General features: G+C 50.2%; 14 protein-coding genes. 11 read left to right on the top strand and 3 right to left on the bottom strand.

Annotation, left to right across the window (positions count from 1 at the left end):
- Positions 1 to 7 precede the first annotated feature (7 nt).
- The 11 genes from TREPR_RS12880 to TREPR_RS12830 all read left to right on the top strand — a co-directional run bounded on the left by TREPR_RS12880 (position 8) and on the right by TREPR_RS12830 (position 14,337).
- Positions 8 to 292, top strand: a complete 285-nt coding sequence (locus TREPR_RS12880; RefSeq protein ID WP_015708760.1) for a 2Fe-2S iron-sulfur cluster-binding protein — start codon at positions 8 to 10, stop codon at positions 290 to 292.
- Between the two features lie 27 nt (positions 293 to 319).
- Positions 320 to 1,246 (top strand): catechol 2,3-dioxygenase, encoded by a 927-nt coding sequence (locus TREPR_RS12875; RefSeq protein ID WP_015708759.1) that lies wholly within the window; start codon positions 320 to 322, stop codon positions 1,244 to 1,246.
- A 188-nt stretch (positions 1,247 to 1,434) separates the two neighbouring features.
- The gene (locus TREPR_RS12870; RefSeq protein WP_015708757.1) at positions 1,435 to 3,936 is read left to right on the top strand and encodes a GH39 family glycosyl hydrolase; all 2,502 of its coding nucleotides are present in this window, start codon (positions 1,435 to 1,437) and stop codon (positions 3,934 to 3,936) included.
- A 98-nt stretch (positions 3,937 to 4,034) separates the two neighbouring features.
- Positions 4,035 to 6,257 carry a glycoside hydrolase family 3 protein gene (locus TREPR_RS12865; protein WP_015708756.1) on the top strand — a complete coding sequence of 741 codons (2,223 nt, stop codon included), beginning with the start codon at positions 4,035 to 4,037 and terminating at the stop codon, positions 6,255 to 6,257.
- 95 nt (positions 6,258 to 6,352) lie between these two features.
- Positions 6,353 to 7,969: an alkaline phosphatase gene (locus TREPR_RS12860; protein WP_015708755.1), complete on the top strand. Its 1,617-nt coding sequence runs from the start codon at positions 6,353 to 6,355 to the stop codon at positions 7,967 to 7,969.
- 6 nt (positions 7,970 to 7,975) lie between these two features.
- Complete coding sequence (locus tag TREPR_RS12855) at positions 7,976 to 9,157, top strand: YibE/F family protein (protein ID WP_015708754.1); 1,182 nt, start codon at positions 7,976 to 7,978, stop codon at positions 9,155 to 9,157.
- Positions 9,158 to 9,317: 160 nt separating this feature from the next.
- Positions 9,318 to 10,838, top strand: a complete 1,521-nt coding sequence (locus TREPR_RS12850) for an ABC transporter substrate-binding protein (protein ID WP_015708753.1) — start codon at positions 9,318 to 9,320, stop codon at positions 10,836 to 10,838.
- Between the two features lie 60 nt (positions 10,839 to 10,898).
- Complete coding sequence (locus tag TREPR_RS12845) at positions 10,899 to 11,861, top strand: ABC transporter permease (protein ID WP_015708752.1); 963 nt, start codon at positions 10,899 to 10,901, stop codon at positions 11,859 to 11,861.
- Positions 11,862 to 11,870: 9 nt separating this feature from the next.
- On the top strand, positions 11,871 to 12,701 hold the full coding sequence (locus TREPR_RS12840; RefSeq protein ID WP_015708751.1) for an ABC transporter permease: 831 nt from the start codon (positions 11,871 to 11,873) through the stop codon (positions 12,699 to 12,701).
- Positions 12,698 to 13,564: an ATP-binding cassette domain-containing protein gene (locus TREPR_RS12835; RefSeq protein WP_052299727.1), complete on the top strand. Its 867-nt coding sequence runs from the start codon at positions 12,698 to 12,700 to the stop codon at positions 13,562 to 13,564. The genes TREPR_RS12840 and TREPR_RS12835 overlap by 4 nt, the downstream gene beginning before the upstream one ends.
- A 2-nt stretch (positions 13,565 to 13,566) precedes the next feature.
- Complete coding sequence (locus tag TREPR_RS12830) at positions 13,567 to 14,337, top strand: ABC transporter ATP-binding protein (protein ID WP_052299726.1); 771 nt, start codon at positions 13,567 to 13,569, stop codon at positions 14,335 to 14,337.
- A gap of 72 nt (positions 14,338 to 14,409) precedes the next feature.
- On the opposite strand, the gene TREPR_RS12825 is transcribed toward TREPR_RS12830, so the two are convergent.
- From TREPR_RS12825 to TREPR_RS12815, 3 genes are all read right to left on the bottom strand, one after another.
- On the bottom strand, positions 14,410 to 16,014 hold the full coding sequence (locus TREPR_RS12825; protein ID WP_015708750.1) for a carboxylesterase/lipase family protein: 1,605 nt from the start codon (positions 16,012 to 16,014) through the stop codon (positions 14,410 to 14,412).
- Between the two features lie 99 nt (positions 16,015 to 16,113).
- Positions 16,114 to 17,739, bottom strand: coding sequence for a carboxylesterase/lipase family protein (locus TREPR_RS12820; protein WP_015708749.1), 1,626 nt, complete (start codon positions 17,737 to 17,739; stop codon positions 16,114 to 16,116).
- A gap of 159 nt (positions 17,740 to 17,898) precedes the next feature.
- Positions 17,899 to 19,254, bottom strand: a complete 1,356-nt coding sequence (locus TREPR_RS12815) for a hexokinase family protein (protein ID WP_015708748.1) — start codon at positions 19,252 to 19,254, stop codon at positions 17,899 to 17,901.
- Positions 19,255 to 19,269: the final 15 nt, after the last annotated feature.

Below are 19,269 nucleotides of genomic sequence, written 5' to 3'. Positions count from 1 at the left end.
GCTTTTTATGGGGCAGATCTGGCAGGTCAGGGTACCGGAACTGGGGAAGGATTTCCCCTGCAAGGAAGATGAGTCGGTTTTTGCCGCCATGATCCGGGCCCGCACAGGGCCGGTGACTTACGGGTGCGCCGGTGGCGGCTGCGGCGCTTGCAGGATGCGGATCAGTTCCGGGGAGTGGGAGGCTTTTAAGAACATGAGCGTCGCCCACGTAACTGAGGATGATAGGAAAGAGGGAATAGTTCTTTTGTGTTGTGTTCAACCCCGCAGCGATTTAACCATCGCCCGGGTGTAGACAAATATTAACTCATGGAGGTTCAGTATGGGATTTAAATCAACGCTTCGACCAGGTCTCATTCAGCTGCGGGTGCTGGATTTGGATAAGACCCTGGATTGCTACAAGAACGTTGTCGGATTGGATGAAGTCGGACGGACCAGCGATGGCCGGGTAATGCTGAAATGCTACGATGAATTTGATCATCACAGCGTGGTGCTCCGCAAGGCCTCTGAAGCCGGCTTGGATTACGTGGCCTTTAAGGTAGCGGATGTCAAGGCCCTGGAGGAAATCAAGGTAAAGACCGAAAAATTCGGCTATAAGGTGACAGAACTCAAGGCCAACGACGAGCAGCCCGGTTTTGGCAAACGCTATGCCTTTACCATCTGTACGGGCCACCAGCTCCAGGTTTATGCGGAGGTGGAACTGGCCAAGAAATTCCCCCCGATCAAGAACCCCGACATTTGGCACGAGCAGCCCCGGGGCATGAGGGCCACTAGGCTGGATCACTTCCTCCTCTACGGACCCGGCATTGATGAAGCGGAACGGTTCATGAAAGAAGTCTTCGACATGTACGTCCCCGAAGTTTGTAATACCCCGGACGGGAAGCGGCTCGCCGCCTGGATCACCGGCTCCAACAAAGCCCACGATCTGGCCTTTGTGGAATACCCCAAGCCCGGCAAGATGCATCACTTCGCCTTCTTCCTGGAAACCTGGCAGGACGTTCTCAACGCCGCGGACCTTATCGCCATCAACCACCTGAAACTGGACATAGGCCCCACCCGGCACGCCATCACCCGGGGCACCACCATCTACTTCTGGGAACCCTCGGGCAACCGCATCGAGACCTATTGCGGCGGCTACACCGCATACCCGGACAATCCCCAGCGGGTATGGGACGCGGACCAGCTCGGTAGGGGTCTTTTCTACTTCTCCGGGGAAATGATACCCAGCTTCCTGGAAGTGGTTACCTAATCCTGCGCGTCCTTATGTAAAAGAGAGTCCCTGCCGGGTGTCCGGTGGGGACTTTTTTTTGACATTACATAATTTATGGGGCGAAAGAAATGCCCCGGAAAAAAGCAAAAATTGCCCATAAAAAAAAGAATGGGGCAAAATTCATTTTTACTTGCGTATATCTGAAAGAGGCTTTATACTAAGCCGTTATGGATACAAATTACGAGATTGTCCATTATAAACAAGGGCTCAGTGTCCATATTCTGATTCACGGTGGTAGTCGTTTTCGGCTCCATTGGCATACTGAAATTGAAATAATATTGGTCCTTAAAGGGCATATACAGCTTACCGTAGGAGGGCAGCGGTATGAACTGGTGCAGGACGATTTATTTTTTATTAATGCCAATGAGATCCACAGCACTGCGGGCAGCGAAGATACTATTGTTGCGGTTTTACAGATAGATCCGGCCTTTTGTGTCAAACATTACCCTGCGCTGGAAAACTGTTATATCCTCTGGCCCAGAGAAATGCTCCGTAATTACGCCGGTGAAAATCAAAAAGAAGAAATAGCCAATTTTCTAAGCAGACTTCGGTATCTTTTCGCTTCCATACTGGAGGAATATCGTAAAAACGAAAATGGCTATCAACTGGTTATAGAGGGACTGCTCAATACCCTGATGGCCCTGATTATCCGCAGCGTCCCTTCCAAAAATCAGCTAATCGCCCCTGATGATAAACGGAATAAAGAATACGGACGTATTCACAGCCTCCTTAAGTATATACAAAAAAACTATGCGGAACGGATAACCCTGAATACTCTGGCCGATCGAGCAGGGTTAAGCGTCTATTATTTTTCCCATTTTTTTAAGGACAATGTGGGTATCTCTTTTCTGGAATATCTCAACCAGATACGGCTTTATAACGCTACCAACATGCTTTCCCAAAAGGAAATGCTCATCAGCGATATTGCTCTGGGCTGCGGATTTACCAGCGTAAAGGCTTTTAATAAGGTATTTAAAGATTTCCACGGTATTACCCCGGGAGAATACCGGCATCAGCAGGTTTCATTCGCCCCCTTTGAAAATTCAGATTCCTACGCCTATATGAATTTTGATTCGCTTCAGGTGCTTTCCCAACTACAGGAATATCTCGCTGTGCCATCTCCAAGTGCTGCCTTATCAAGCGTGGAATTAATACTGGAAAACAACATCATTGTGGACGCCGGAAAGGCCGTGGAGGGGGAGCTTTTCCCCAATTGGGAAGACCTTGGCTCTGTAGGAAGAGCCTACGATTGTCTGCGCTCTGATTTGCAGAATCAAATCCGGGAAGCCGCAAAGGAGCTGGGGATAAGGCACCTGAGGTTCCACGGGATTTTCGGCGAAGAGATGCGGGTAGTAAATCGGGACAAAGAAGGCAAGATACAGTTCTGTTGGACCTATATCGACCGGGTATTCGATTTTCTTACGGAAACCGGCGTATGCCCTATGGTGGATCTAACCTTTATGCCCAATGCTTTTAAAAGCGGTGAGAAAACCATTTTCCGGTACCGGGGCAATATTTCCTTACCCCGGGATTTAAGCGAATGGGCGGCCCTCATCACGGCTTTTGCGAATCATTGCATCGACCGGTACGGCAGGGAGGAGGTGCGGCGCTGGTATTTTGAAATATGGAATGAGCCGGATTTTTTGTGCGTCTCTTCCCAGGAAGAATATTTTGCCTTTTATAAAGCCACTGCGGAAGCCTTTCTCAGGGCGGACCATGCCCTTAAGATAGCGGGGCCCTCCATTATTCAGCCAATGCCGGGGTACGATAAATGGCTGGACACATTTGTTGAATTTCTCAATGCTAATAATTTGCCCCTTGATTGCTTTACCTTTCATATTTATGGGGAGAGCAATTGGAATTCCACTAACCATCGCCGCCATGCTTTATCACGAATAGGGGACAGGAATCATTTTACCGATTGTGTTACCACCTATACAGAAAAAATAGCCCGTCTTAATAAGCGGGTAAACAAAATATTTATAACTGAATTTAATATTTCAGCCGAACATGGTAATTACCTTTTGGATACCATGTTTGCTGCGTGTCACCTGCTGTATAACTACCTGTGCAACCATGATCGTCTGAACGGAATAGCTTTCTGGACCCTATCGGATATTTTCGAGGAAGACGAAATACTCATCCCTGCCTTCGGCGGCGGTTTTGGGCTGGTTACTGCCGAGGGAATCCGCAAGCCTTCCTGGTGGGCCTTATGGTTTCTGCACCATGTGCGGGGAGCTATTCTCGCCAGGGGTGATGAATATGTTATCACCAAGAAAGACGACGGTATTGCCATCCTGATCTTCCGCTATGTGTACTACGATCAATTTTTTACCGAAGGGGACCATTCACTGCTCAGTTTTACTACCCGTTACGAGGTTTTTGAAAAAAAATCTCCTGCACTGTTTGCCTTTACCGTACAGGGACTCTCGGGAAAGTATACGGCACGGGAATATACCCTGGACCGGACCCACGGAAGCGCCTTTGATATCTTTGCTGATATGGGTTTTCCCCAGGAGCTTTCTTCGTATGATACAGAATATTTGCGATCCATGGCCCATCCTCATACAACGGTAAAATCAATTTCTCTGACAGGATCTTTTACAACCCAGGTTATCGTACCGCCTCAGGGCATTAAGATGATCATTCTCAAAAAAACAGTGGAATAGCCCTAGTCCGCAAAATATGCCTATAAAAATATCCAGAATTGGATAGAAAACCGAAACTCTTCATGGTAAAATTGTAAAGATTTTCGGGAGTATATTTTATGGAAAAGAAATGGGAGATGATTCAAAAAGATGGCTATGTGCTCATTGTTAACAAAGGCGGAGCCACTTTAGGAATACAAACTGATAATAAAGATCGTATCCTTGAACAGGATGGATTTGCCTTCAAGGACCTCAATGGCAACGGAAAACTTGACCCTTACGAGGATTGGCGCTTGCCCTTTTCAGAACGGATAAAAGACCTGGTAAAAAGGCTTTCTATAGAAGAAATCGCAGGATTGATGCTCTATAGCTCCCATCAGGCAATTGCCCGGAATAGTCTCTTGTCCGAAATGATGTACCCCGGGCAGAATGCTCAGGATACCCGGCAGCATGTGTATGATCTCACGGAGGGACAGAAAAAATTCCTTAAAGACGATAAGCTGCGTCATGTCCTTATGGCGATGGCGGACGATGCAGTAACAGCGGCAAAATGGAGCAACCAAGCCCAGGCTTTCGTCGAATCCCTGGGCTTGGGAATTCCGGTAAACATCAGTTCCGATCCCCGGCATACACCGTCGGTTACAGCGGAATTCAATATGGGTGCGGGGGGTGATATTTCTATATGGCCGGATCACATCGGGCTTGCAGCCACCTTTGACCCGAATGTAGTAAAACAATTCGGCCTAATTGCTTCAAAGGAATACCGCGCCATGGGTATCACCACGGCCCTTTCTCCCCAGATAGATCTTTCCTCGGACCCGCGCTGGAACCGCTTCACCGGTACTTTTGGGGAAGTAACAGATCTTGCTGTGGATATGGCCCGGGCCTATTGTGATGGTTTTCAAACTTCCGAAGGAGTACAGGAGATAGAAGGCGGCTGGGGATTTGACAGCGTAAATGCCATGGCAAAACACTGGCCCGGAGGAGGAAGCGGGGAGGGCGGCAGGGATGCCCATTACGGATTCGGTAAATATGCGGTGTATCCCGGGAACAATCTGGAAGAACAATTAAAGCCTTTTATTAATGGCGCATTTAAGCTGGACGGGAAAACCTCCTCGGCTTCGGCAGTTATGCCCTATTACACCATTTCCTATGGCATTGATACCCGGTACGGCGAAAACGTTGGGAATTCCTACAATAAATATATTATTACCGATTTATTACGGCAAAAATACGGCTTCGATGGTGTGATATGCACTGACTGGCTTATTACCAGTGACTTTGGGGATCTTGATAAAGTATTAGGCGGAAAATGCTGGGGAGTAGAAACCCTTTCGATTGCAGAACGGCACTATAAGATTCTCATGGCAGGGGTAGATCAATTCGGAGGCAACAACGATATTAAACCCGTACTGGATGCTTATGAGATGGGTGTAAAGGAAAAGGGCGAGCACTATATGCGGGAACGGTTTGAGCTTTCTGCGGCCAGGCTTCTGCGTAATATTTTCCGTACCGGGCTTTTTGAAAACCCCTATCTTGACACCGAAGAATCACGCAAAATTGCGGGAAGAGCGGACTTTGTAAGGCTTGGCTATGAGGCTCAGGTAAAAAGCGTTGTTCTCCTGAAAAATAAAGGAAATGTCCTGCCCCTGGCAAAGAAAACAAAGGTCTATATCCCTATACGGCATCTCGGAAAAAGTACCGACTGGTTCGGGCGGTCCATTGAAGCCCGGGATGTCTCCCCCATTAGCCGAACTCTGCTGGAAAATTTTTTTGAAGTGACCGATAATCCTGAAAATGCCGATGGGGCAATCTGTTTTATTGGATCCCCAAAAAGCCTTCCCTATAGTAAAGAGAAAGGCTATTTGCCCATAAGCCTTCAGTACCGTCCATATACTGCAAAATCAGCACGTAAAGAAAGTATCGCCGGTGAGGATCGTTCCTATTACAATAAAACAACTACAACTGAAAACGAAAGCGATCTTGATATGATTCTTGACACAAGAAAATTAATGCCCGGAAAGCCGGTAATCGTTGTTGCTAATGCTAAAAACCCTTTTATAGTCAGTGAATTTGAGACAGCTTGCGATGCCCTTATTTTGCACTTTGGGGTACGGGCTCAAGTTCTTCTGGATATTCTCAGTGGAACGGCAGAACCCTCTGCACTGCTCCCTTTTCAAATGCCCCTGGATATGGAAACCGTGGAAGCTCAGTTTGAGGATGTTCCCCGGGATATGAAGCCATACAAGGATGAATGCGGTAATACCTATGATTTCGCCTTTGGGTCTAACTGGCACGGGGTAATATCAGATTGGCGAACCGTAAAATACGGTCCCAAGTGAATCCCTGATCCCGCATAGGGATCTGAGTATTAAGAATTGGCTGTTTTTCAGCCAATTTATATTAGCTGCAAAGTATTTTTGCAAAGGAGAGGACTATGAAAAAAGTCGCATCGGTTTTCGTACTGTTTCTGACTGCATTCACCCTGGTATTTGCCGGCGGTGGGAGTCAAAAGTCGGAGCAACAGGGGAATTTAAAGGGCAAAGCAAAGTATATCTTTGTGTTTATTGGGGATGGAACATCAATTCCCCAAAGAACCACCACGGAGATGTACTTGGCCAGTCAGAAAAACACCCGGAATTATGAGAATGCGGTTGCCCGGGAAGGTGGTACATTCGGTGCAGGTAATGGGGTTACCGATTTTACTCCTGCGATTGAACGTATGTTGATGAGCGGCTTCCCCGGACAGGGGTTCAGCAGCACCTATTCCAGTAACTCCCTGATCACCGATTCTTCTTCTGCGGGAACGGCGATTGCTACCGGACTAAAGACACGGGACGGAGTGGTAGGCATGGACCCGACAACGTCATTCCCCTATACATCCATGGCAAAGCTGGCAAGGAATAAGGGACTGAAAGTGGGCATTGTTACTACCGTTTCTCTGGATCACGCGACTCCGGCGTCTTTCTACGCTTCGGTTCCCAGCCGGGATTTCTACTACGATATATCCCTGCAGCTGGCCGAAAGTAACTTTAACTATTTCGGCGGCGGAGGTTTTAAACAGCCCACGGGAGCAAAAAAGGACCAGCGGGATATTAATGAAATATTAAAAGAAGCTGGGTATAAAATATTCAACACCAAAGAAGACTTTAACCGGCTCAAAGCAGGGGATGATAAGATTATAGCTATCAACCCCAGACTGGATTCTGACAAAGCGGTTCCTTATGCCATTGATCTGGATGACCGGGACATTCAGCTTTCACAGTTTGTCGCCAAGGGGATCGAAGTCCTGGATAACCCCAATGGGTTCTTCATGATGGTAGAAAGTGGCAAGGTTGACTGGGCCTGTCACGCAAATGATGCGGCAGGCACGATTTATGATGTAATCTCCCTTGATGAGGCAGTTAAGGCTGCCTACGACTTCTATCTGAAACACCCCAACGAAACCCTTATTGTGGTTACCGGAGACCATGAAACCGGCGGTATGACCCTGGGCTACGCCGGGACCGGCTACGATGCATTCTTAAATAAACTTTCAGGACAGAAATGTTCCTTTGATGCTTTTAATAAAGAAATATTTCCGGCCTACAGGGCAGAAAATCCTAATATTAAAAAGCTGGCTGATGTGTATCCCGTGATCGAAAAATATTTCGGCCTCCGACCGTACAATGCTACCGAAGTTGCACGGCTTCAACAGGCAGCCAAAGGGGGCGATTCGAGTGCTTACATAACACTAGGCCAAACCCTTACGGAATCTGAGACAGCGGATCTGGAAAAAGCGCTGGCATACACACTGCTGGAACCGAAGGAACGCCCTGCCTCTTCACCCATGACGAATGACTATTACCTTTCCTACGGGTACATGGCGGATCCTTTCACGACCGCCCTCGTTCATATACTTGATCAAAAATCAGGGGTGAGCTGGACTACCTTCTCCCATACAGGACTTCCAACCCCTGTTTCGGTTATCGGCGTAGGGAATGAACTGTTCAATGGGTACTATGACAATACGGATATATTCAAGAAAGTCGTGGCTATTGGTCAGCTGGAGTAATAAGCTATGGAACCGGGGAAGAAAAACTATAGTTCCCTTTTCTTTCACAATGCACAGAAGAAGGATATTGTCTTTTCATGCTGTATTCTTCTTTTGTGTGTAATTCTATTGTTCATCCCCACGGGTTTTGAAAATCGTCAAGCCACAGGGGTTGAACATGTTGAAGGAAAAGTTGTTGCAGTCGATAATTCGCAGTTTAGAGAATATGGTTTAGTCCTCTCCGGTTCCCAGCGTATTGATGTTGAGGTGCTCGCGGGGCGTTGGAAAGGGCGAATCCTCAGCACGGGGAATCATTTTCTGGGCAAGATGGATCTGGATCGGGTATTTGAAATTGGGGATCGCACTCTGCTGAATATTTCCACCCAGGGAGATATTGTCGCCTGGGCAAATGCGGCAGACCATTACCGGCTGCGGGTCGAATTAATTCTCCTGGTGATTTTTGCCTGTTTTCTGTTGTTTTACGGGGGCTTTTTCGGGTTCCAAGCGATACTTTCCTTTTTCTTTACCGCCCTTACGGTATGGAAACTGATGATCCCCGCCATGCTGCGGGGCATCGATCCCATCATCCTGAGTTTTATAACCGTCTCTATTTTATCCGCAGCTATTTTATTCCTGGTGGCGGGACTCAATAAAAAAGGAGTCGTTGCCCTTCTGGGTGCGACAATCGGGCTTGCGATAACCTCTGTGATGGCCCTTTGCTTTACCGAACCTTTCAATATCAACGGCGCAGTACGTCCTTTCTCAGAAACCCTGCTTTATGCAGGGTTCATCAACCTCAACCTTACCCGTATTTTTATCGCCGGAGTGGTCCTTTCCGCATCAGGAGCGGTAATGGATCTTTCCATGGATATTTCGGCGGCAATGAACGAAATCGTCAGCCTCAACCCCGATATTTCCGCTAAAAAACTATTTCTATCGGGTAACAATATCGGGCGCTCGGTTATCGGTACCATGACGACGACCCTCCTCCTTGCGTACAGTGGGGGATATCTCGCCATGTTGATGCTTTTTATGGGCCAGGGAATATCCAACAGCAATATCTTAAACATCAATTATACGGCGGCAGAAATACTCCAAACCGTAGTTGGCAGTTTCGGCCTTGTCCTGGTAGCCCCCATTACGACGGTAATGGGTACCTTGCTGTATATCCCTAAACGGAAAAAAACCAAAACGACAGTAGAAAAATAGGTATAGGGTATCCCCTTACTGGGGGCCCTCGGGTAACCGGATCGAGACCTACTGAAAGGACAATTTCCGTAAAATTCTAAAAACCCCCTTGACGGAATTAAAGCTTCGGTATTAATATATACAATACACATGTTATTACTATGATATAAAGGAGTTTGAAATGAAGCTTAAAAACAAACCCACCCTTTGGGTTGCGGGCTTGCTGATTTTTTCCCTCTTTGCGGCCCAAAGCGGGTTTGCCAAGGGGCAGAATGACCGGAGCGGGGCAAGCCCCGACTCGACGATTGTCAATATCGGTTCCCTCTATGAGCCGACAAACCTGTCAAATACCCAGGGGGGCGGGCAGGGCGTAAACGAGGCGCTTAGCGGAAATGTGTATGAGGGGCTTTTTAAGCTGACTGATGACGGGAAGGTGGAAAATCTGCTGGCCGCCAGTTACACGAAAAGTGCGGATGGGCTGAGCTATACCATAATACTGCGGGATGGGGTTAAGTTTCACTCCGGGAAGCTCCTTACTTCCGCGGATGTTAAAGCCAGTCTGGAGCGGGTTGTTGCCCCCGGTTCCCTGAGCGCCCGGATTTCCAGCTTTAGAAACGTAAAAAGTATTGATACCCCGGATGCAAGGACCGTGGTGTTTCACCTCAATAATCCTGCAATTTCGTTCCTGTACCACCTCGCGGTGATGTGGATTGTCAATGATGACGGAAGGGATTTCAGGATTGAGGAAGACGGGACCGGCCCCTACACCCTGGATACTTGGAACCGGGGCAGTTCTTTGAGCATTAAAAAATGGGATGGGTATTGGGGTGCCCCCGCAAAAAATTCCGGTGTGGTTTTCTATTACTTTACCGATGCGAGCGCCCTGAGTAATGCCCTTTTAAGCGGGCAAATTGACATTATTGCTGCGGTGCAGAGTCCCGATGCGATTGCCCAATTTGAAAATAACCCTAAGTACAAGATCAACAACGGTGCTTCAACCACCAAGGAACTGCTCGCCTTTAATGATAGGGTGGCGCCCTTTGATAATACGAATGTCCGCAAGGCTATTTATTCCGCTGTTAACCGGGCAAAGCTGCTTAATTCAATTTGGGGAAACTACGGCTCCCTGATCGGTTCCATGGTACCTCCTACGGATCCCTGGTACGATCCGGCCCTGGTTAATGCCAATCCCTACGATGTTAATTTGGCAAAATCTCTGCTTGCCCAGGCGGGTTTTCCCAATGGATTCACCTTTACCCTGGACACCCCCACATACGATCCCCACCCCACGGTGGCGGAATTCCTCAAAAGCGAATTGGCATCAATCGGAATAATCGTGAATATTAATTCCATATCCGCAGACGAATGGTACTCCAAGGTATATCGTGACCGTGATTTCACCGCTACGCTCCAGGAGCACGTGAATGACCGGGATGTGGTGTGGTATGGGAATCCTAACTTTTATTGGGGATACAACAACCCTGATGTGGTAAAGCTCGTTAGTGAAGCGGAGCAGGCGAACAGCACCGATGAGCAGACACAAAAACTGCTTGAGGTGAACAGGACTATTGCCCGGGAAGCCGCCAGTGTTTGGCTCTACCTGTATCCCCAGATTGTTATCGCGGTATCCAATGTTTCAGGTTATCCGATCAATGGATTAAATTCCCAGTTTCACTCCTACAATATCGTAAAAACAAACTAAGAGAATCCGCAGATCTGCCGATATATTGGCGGGCCTGCGGATTTTCGGTAATAATCCGATATGATTAACTACCTGTTACACCGGGCTTTTTTCCTTTTGGTCTCCTTTATCGCCGCCTTACTGGTGATCTTTATTCTGCTGCGGCTGCTTCCGGGGGATCCTGCAAACGCATTGCTGCCCTCGGATGCCACGGCGGAACAAATCATGGAAGCCAGGGCGAAGGTCGGATCGGATCAGAGCCTAGGCCGCCAATTTGTACAGTGGTTTGCCAGGGTTACCCACGGAGACTTTGGCACCTCCTTGGTCTCCGGGATTCCCGTTGGTCCGGAAGTGGCAAGCAGACTCAGAATAACTGTTCCGCTGACCATCCTTTCGTTCTTGATATCCCTTGTTGCGGCAAGCGCCATCGGCTTTATTGCGGCGTATAAAAACGGAACATGGTATGCGGCGGTATTGACCGTTTTTTCCCAGACCGTAATCGCCATACCGGCTTTCTGGGTGGGCATTATTTTTGTATGGTTATTTGCCCTCAGGCTGAACATCCTGCCCTCCGGAGGCTGGCCTAACGGCGGGTGGAGCAATTTTGGCAAGGCGGTGGAGGCACTGATTCTGCCGCTTATAACCATTGTTTTTGTTATGACCGCCAGCCTGTCCCGGTATATACGCTCAAGTGTGTTGAATATTCTGGATTCAGGCTATATCCGCACGTCCCGGTCTTTGGGGTTTTCCCAGGGACGTTCCTTTTTGCTCCACGGTATCAGAAATGCCTATGTGCCGGTGGTTTCTATTTTAGGCATAGAACTTTCTTCCACCCTTTTGGGCGCCGTGGTGGTAGAAAACATATTCTCTCTGCCGGGACTTGGGTCCATGCTTACCAAAGCTATTGCCCAGCATGATTACCCTGCCATACAGGGAATCCTACTCACCACAACCTTCCTGGTACTGGTTATCGGGTTCTTTGCGGATGTGCTGCAACGGATACTGGACCCCCGACTCCGGAATCAAAATCAAAGAGGGGGGTGATCTGCACCTATGAGCGCGAAAAGAAAGAAAAAAAGTCCCCTGGGGCTTTACATTGCTGTTCTGCTTTTGTCCCTTACTTTTATTACTGCCTTAGTATCCCTGTTTTGGACGCCTTACAGTCTGGATGATACTTCCGGGGAGCGCCTGGAAGGGCCCAGCCCGGCCCACCTCTTTGGAACCGACAAGCTGGGGCGGGATTTGGCCAGTTTTGTCATGATCGGGACACGGATAGCCTACATGGTCGGCCTGGGGGCCATTCTAATCGCCGGGGTTACCGGAATTTTTACGGGCATCCTTGCGGCATGGCTGCCCCAGTGGGCGGATAGCGCAATTTCCTCAATCCTGGATACCCTGATTGCCTTTCCCACACTATTACTGGCCATGCTCATCGGCGCTACCCAGGGCAGAAGTACCTGGACCGCAGTTATTTCCATCGGCATCGCCTGTTCTGCGGTAATAGCCCGGCTTACCCGCATTCTGTCAAAGCAGGTCATGTCCAAGTGGTTTTTTATCAGCGCAAAAACCTCAGGTACGGGAAAGCTTGCCATCACCTTCAGGCACATATTGCCGAATATCTGGCAGGTGTTGTCGGTGAATATCGCTGTTATGTTCGGCGTATCGATACTGGCGGAGGCTAGCCTGTCATATCTGGGGCTTGGGGTACCCCCGCCAAACGCATCATTGGGCAGGCTCATGCAGGGGGCTCAGTCAACGGTACTGATCGCTCCCCTGGGAGCCATTGTTCCCGGGGCGGTCATCATTGCCATTGTTATCGGGGTGAACCTGCTGGCAGACTCCATCCGCGACCGGTATGGTGTGGCCGGGGGTATTTCCCAATGAGCGAAACAGTAATACTGGAAGTAAAGCAATTAAGCGCTGTCTTAAAGGAAACACAAACTCCCCTTATTAGGGGTATTAGTTTTAGTATCCGGGAGGGAGAAGTCCTGGGGCTTTTGGGTGAGTCGGGCAGCGGAAAATCCCTCAGCTCCCTGGCAATCGCCGGGCTGTTACCGGAAACCATACAAGCCGCCGGGAGCGTTCTGCTCATGGGCAGGGAAATTATCGGGGCAGATGAAGCATCCCTGGTAAAAATCAGAGGCAGGGATGTGGCCATTGTTTTCCAGGAACCCACCGCCGCCCTGGATCCGCTTATGAGGATAGGCAGGCAAATTGCGCTCCCCCTCAAAAAGAACGCGTTTCTGAGGGGGGAGAGGCCGGGCCCGGCAGGGCTGGATAAGGCTGTTTTTGCCCTGATGGAGGAAGTTAAATTAACCGACATAAAGCGTATTGCCCGCTCATTTCCCCACGAGATTTCAGGAGGCCAGCGGCAGCGGGCAGCTATCGCCCTGGCCCTGGCATGTTCACCAAAACTGCTTATCGCCGATGAGCCTACCAGCGCAATTGACGCATCAATTCAGAAACAGCTCGTGGATCTGATCTACGATGTGGCAGTGAAGCGGGGGATCGCCGTACTGTTTATATCCCATGATGTGGCGGTGGTTCATAAAATTGCCCACAGAATTATTGTTATGAAGGATGGGCTGATTGTGGAGGAAAACACCGGAGATGGTATTGTGAATAAGCCCCAAAATGAATATACCAGGCTCCTTATAAAAAGTGCCCGGCGCTTGGACCTCGCGGCCCCTTCGCCGTTACTTTCCGGTGAAACTGATCAGGCCCCTGCGGCAAAGGCCGGTGTATAGATATGGCAGATACTAAGGGCGAAAGGATCTATGAGCTTTCCCATGTTAGTTTTGCTTATAAGAAAAAAGATATTCTGAAAGACATCAGCCTGAATATTGTAAAGGGTGAAAACCTTGGGATAGTCGGGGAATCGGGCAGCGGTAAAACTACCCTCCTGGCACTGCTTCTGCGGCTTTACAAGGCACGGATAGGGAACATTGCTTTTTACGGTAGGCCCCTTAATGATATGACAAAGGGGGAAGTCAAAAATTTCAGAAGTAAGGTTCAGCCGGTTTTTCAGGACCCCTATCTTTCCCTCGACCCAACCCAGAAAATTGAGAGCATCATTGGCGAACCCCTGGACTCATTAAAACTGGCAGCGGGCAGGGAAGAAAAAAGGGCAAAAATTATTGCCGCCCTGCAAAGCGTCGGTCTGGAAGGGGATATACTCGACCGCTTTCCCGGGGAATTTTCAGGCGGTCAGCGGCAGCGCATTTCTATTGCCAGGGCCTTGGTTACCAATCCTGAAGTGCTTATCGCCGATGAACCGGTGAGTGCCCTGGATATGATTACTAAAATTGAAATACTCACATTGCTGCACACATTGAAGCAGAATAGAAATTTTACCCTGATTATGGTCTCCCACGATCTCCCGGTGGTGGCGGATATTTCTGCGCGGATCATCGTACTTGATCGGGGCGAGATAATCGAAGACGAACTGACCCGGGAGCTTATCACGGCGCCAAAACATTCCCGCACAAAAGAGCTTATAGAATCCAGCATCCCCATCTGAGAGGTCCCATGGTTTGTAAAAAAAAACCCAGCCTGGGTTACGCCAGGCTGGGTTTTTTTTACATTTAAAACACTATCTGGCAGCCATGATCTGCCGCAGGTTCTGATCATCCAGCGGGGCAAAGCGGCTGTTGGTATCAAAGACCAGGGTGCCGGTTTTGGTCGCGGGATCAAAGGGCTTCCACTCCAGGCCGGGCTGGCTCGGATTGCCGGTGCGGGCAAAGTTAATCCATGCCTGGGCCATAACATCCTGCATCTTATAAACATCCACCGTTCCGCCGGTGGCTCTCGTGACTTCCCTGAGGTTCACATTGTGAAACACATAGGTCAGTTCAGAACAATGGAAGGGGAGAACCCCGCCATTTACGGGAGCTTCGAAGGCGAACAGGTAGTTGTATACCGGGGCAGATCCGCTCTGGGCTTTTTCTACCAAGTAGTCCAAGGTGGGGCCGCGGCGGCCAATATCATAGAAAAAAGCATCCTGGGGTTTCTTCTCGGGGAAGAGCCCTGTAAACGCAGCCTTTACGGCGGCGGCATCGGAACCGAAACGCTTGGCAAGATACTGGTCCGTTTCTGCGGCGGTCCAGGTGTTCTTGTTAATGCCCTGGGCGATGAGATTCAGATTGTTGTTGGCAGCTTCGCTGAACACGGTGCCCTGAATAAAGGGTATGGACTTGGCAAATTCGGGATAGGTGGCCAAAAGAGTTACATTGTCAATCGATACATTCCAGCCACTGAAACTTATGCCATATTCCTTGCCCGCTTCACCAAGGGCGTATACACCGGCAGCCAGCAGGGTCCGGTAGTCTATTGTTTTAATCTGGTCCAGGGTGGCCGCGGTAAGGCCGAGTTTTTGTACCGTGAGCTGGCCAATCCGGTTGGCCTGTTCCTGGGTTATAGGATTATAAATACTGCTATGACCAATGGCTTTGGAAAAGAGACCCTCAGCAGCCGGCATGTGCAAAAGGGATTGTACCTTTCGACATCCGCCGGACTGGCCGAAGATGGTTACATTGTTGGGGTCGCCGCCAAACTGGGCGACATTTTCCTGAACCCACTGAAGGGCGGCAATCAGGTCAAGCTGGCCGAGGTTGGTAGTATCTTTGTACGCATCCCCAAAGGAGGAAAGGTCTAAATAGCCCAAGACATTGATCCGGTGGTTTACGGTTATTACAACCACATCGCCGAACTTACTCAGGTTTCCGCCTTCGTAGGAAACGGCTTCCATGGCAGAACCGTTATTGAAGCTGCCGCCGTGGATAAAGATCATAACCGGTTTCTTTGCACTGGAAGAAAGAGTCTGGGTCCATAAATTGAGATACTGACAGTCTTCACTCTGGATATAATACCGGTGAGGCCAGACAAATTCATCATAACCGACCGCAGTTTGCTCCGGAACCATGGGGATAGGTCCGTATACCTGGGCAGGTTTTATCCCCTGCCAAGCCGGTACGGGCTGGGGTTTGCCAAAGCGCTCGGCCACCGCATACCGGACACCGGTGAAGGCCAAAGTCCCGTCCCCTTCAACAAATCCCTTGAGTTGTCCGCCGGATACCTTGACAATAGGCATCTCAGGGGGCGTTGTGGGGATACTTTTCCCCGGCTCTGCGTTGCCCTTGGCAAACGCAAAAGAACCCGCTGCTACGAGAATTACGCATAGCATTAGCAATTTCTTCATTATATTCCTCCTAATGTAGAATAATAATAACCATATAGTTTGCCGCGATCCCTTTAGGGGGGTTCACGGTAAACTATATGAGTTTTTACGGTTAGAACGTTATTTGGCAGCCATGAGCTGCTCTAACTTCTGATCATCATGGGGAGCAAAACGGCTGTTCACATCAAAAATCATGGTGCCGGTTTTTGTCGCCGGATCAAAGGGCTTCCATTCCAGGCCGGGCTGGCTCGGATTGCCGGTGGCGGCAAAGTTAATCCATGCCTGGGCTATAACATCCTGCACCTTGTAGGCATCAGCCGTTCCGCCGGTGGCCTTGGTGAGTTCCCTGAGCCCCACATTGTGGAATATATAGAGCAGCTCTGAGCAATGGAAGGGCAAGATGCCGCCGTTTGCGGGAGCTTCGTAAGCAAACACATAGTTGTACACCGGGGCAGTTGCATTTTTGGCCTTGTCTGCCAAAGCACCCTTGGTCTGGGGCCTGCGGCTGATGTCATAGAAAAGAGCATCCTGGGGTTTCTTACCGGGGAAGAGCCGGAGGAATTCGTCTCTCACGGCAGTGGCATTGCTGCCAAAGCGCTCGGTAAGCCTTGAATTGATTTCTGTATCGGTCCAGGTATTTTTGTTAATGCCCTGGGCAATCAAATTCAGGTTATTGCTGGCAGTCTCGCTAAGTACCTGTCCGGCCATGTAGGGAATGGCGTTGGCCCAGTCGGGATAATCCGCCAGAACCACATTGTTGTCGATCACTGAACGCCAGGCGACGTTTACACCGAATTCTTTGGTGGCATCTGCAAGAGATGCTTCAGCCGCAGCCAACAGGGTACGGTAGTCAATGGTTTTAATCTGGCCGATAGTGGCCTGGGTAAGGCCAAGTTTCTGTACGGTCAACTGACCGACCCGATTGGCTTGTTCTTTGGGCAGGGCATTAAAGACACCGGAGCTCTGGCCCACTCCTGCGGAAAAAAGGCCCTTTGCAGAGGGCATGTGATACAGGGTGTGCACCTTGGTGGAACCGCCGGACTGACCAAAAATGGCCACCCGGCTGGGGTCTCCGCCGAACTGAGCGATATTGTCCTTGACCCATTGAAGGGCGGCTACTAGGTCCAGCATGCCGAGGTTGGCGGACTCTTTGTAGGCATCCCCAAAGGATGAAAGATCCAGATACCCCAGGGCGTTGAGCCGGTGGTTCACGGTTACTACCACCACGTCACCATACTTGCTCAGGTTTCCGCCTTCGTAGGCAACGGCCTCAATGGAAGAACCATTGTTGAATCCGCCGCCGTGAATGAAAAACAGAACTGGCTTCTTTGCGCCGGTAGAGAGGGACTGGGTCCATACATTGAGATTCAGACAGTCCTCGCTCTGAATATAATACCTGTGGGGCCACGCAAATTCATCGTAGCCGACTGCAGTCTGGACCGGGATCATGGCAGTATTGCCGTACACCTGGGCGGGTTTAACCCCCTGCCAAGCCGGTACGGGCTGGGGTTTGCCAAAGCGCTCGGCCACCGCGTACTGGATACCGGTAAAAGCCAAGGTCCCGTCCCCTTCAACGAATCCCTTGAGCTGACCGCCGGCTACCTTGACAATCGGCGCCTCAGGGGCCGCTGTGGGGAGAGCCCTTTCCTGTGGTGCGCTGCCCTGTTGTGCGTTGCCTTTGGCGAACGCAAAGGTACCCACCGCTACGAGAATTACACATAGGATCAGCAATTTCTTTATTATCATACTATCCTCCTATAGAATACTTGATATATTATTTTCTCATCGTTTTTCAATTTCTGATATAGTAAAGTATTTACTAAAAAGGGGAATAATCTATCCTGCGGGTGTTATGCTCCCAAAAAGAGGAATACTTTGATATTCTTATTTTCCTCTAATGCGGCTTTACTCGGTTAATGCAGCCACAGCGGCGCCGAAGAGGGAGGCCTGTTCCACCGGGGATATCACGTAGGATCGGGGCTTGCCGGCATTCAGCATGACATGCAGGTAGGATTCCAGGGCTTCCCGCATACCCTTGTACCGCACATAGGTGGTCCCTTCCACGGCGATACGGATCGGCGCAAAGGGATCGTAACCCGCATCCATCCGTTCCACCGTGGCGGCGAGGATGGCGGCGGAGAGCAGTGCCCCTCGTTCGGTTACAATGGAACACAGGTAGACAAAGGAAGCCAGGGCATCCCGTTCATCCTTGCCGAAGAGTTCCCCTATGGGGCCCTCCATGGCCAGGGGGGCGCGGAGGAATGAATTTAGGTCCTTGGTTTGCAGGGTAGGCCAGGCGAGGAATTCATCGGAGCGATTAAAGCTCAAGACCCCCTCACGGACAGCCTGTTTTAATATGTGGAAGCTGAGGGGACCCAGGTAGGCTCCGGCGGAGGCCTTTTCCTGGGCGTAGGTGCCGGGGTTTTTTGTTGTGTTATCGTACTCCTTGTCCAGGTAGCCCAGGTAGCGGGGCATAAACCCGCCGGTCTCGCAGACCACGATCTGAGGCGCCGTTTCGGATTCAAAGCCTATTTTTGGGATGCTCTTCTCCGGGTAGGCAGTGTTGAACCCGGTTCCCAGGATAAAGCCGATCATGGGCCCCCCGGGTATGCCGTACTTGTCCGGGCCTTCCCGCCTCCCGTCAACGGGGATATCTACCAGGCCGCAGAGCAGGGTGGACACCGTATCATTGAGGAGGATGATCTTCTCCGGAGCCTTGACCTTGCACCGGGCCAAGGCGTCCCGCAGCCCTTGGCCTATGGATTTGCCGATCACTGCCGGGGCGTCCACTTCCTTACTGAAAGCCAGGAGTATCCCGTCTGCTTCTTTGGTGACTTCCATGGGGTAGGAAAAACAAAAGCCGATGCCTTCGATGTTCCCAGATTTGTCCAGTAGGGGGGCGGCGATTTCGGCGATTTGGTCAAAAAACTGGTCCGCCGTTACCTGGCCTTTGGTGCCCGGCATAGGGGCCTTCCGGGTACCTTCGGCGATGGCTTTGCCGCTTTCGTCAAAACGGACCCGGGCTGCCCGGAGATTGGTGCCCCCGGCGTCCAGGGCCAGGACGGTCCGGCCCGCAGGTACCCTGGCGATAGGGCTTATATAGGTAGGGATCATGGGGAGACTGGAACTCTGTCCCCGCAGACCCCGCTCCAGGTCAACGCGGATTTCCTGCACCAACTGCACGGGATCAATAATATCGTAATGAAACCCATGGTAACGGGCAAAATCCGCCAATTCTCCGGGCTTAAAGGATGAACTCACAATGTACCTCCGTTC

It is taken from the genome of Treponema primitia ZAS-2 (assembly GCF_000214375.1).
In the GTDB taxonomy this organism is placed as follows: Bacteria; Spirochaetota; Spirochaetia; order Treponematales; family Breznakiellaceae; genus Termitinema; species Termitinema primitia.
The sequence above is the reverse complement of the archived record's forward strand: the minus strand, read 5'-3'. Positions and strand labels throughout refer to the sequence as shown.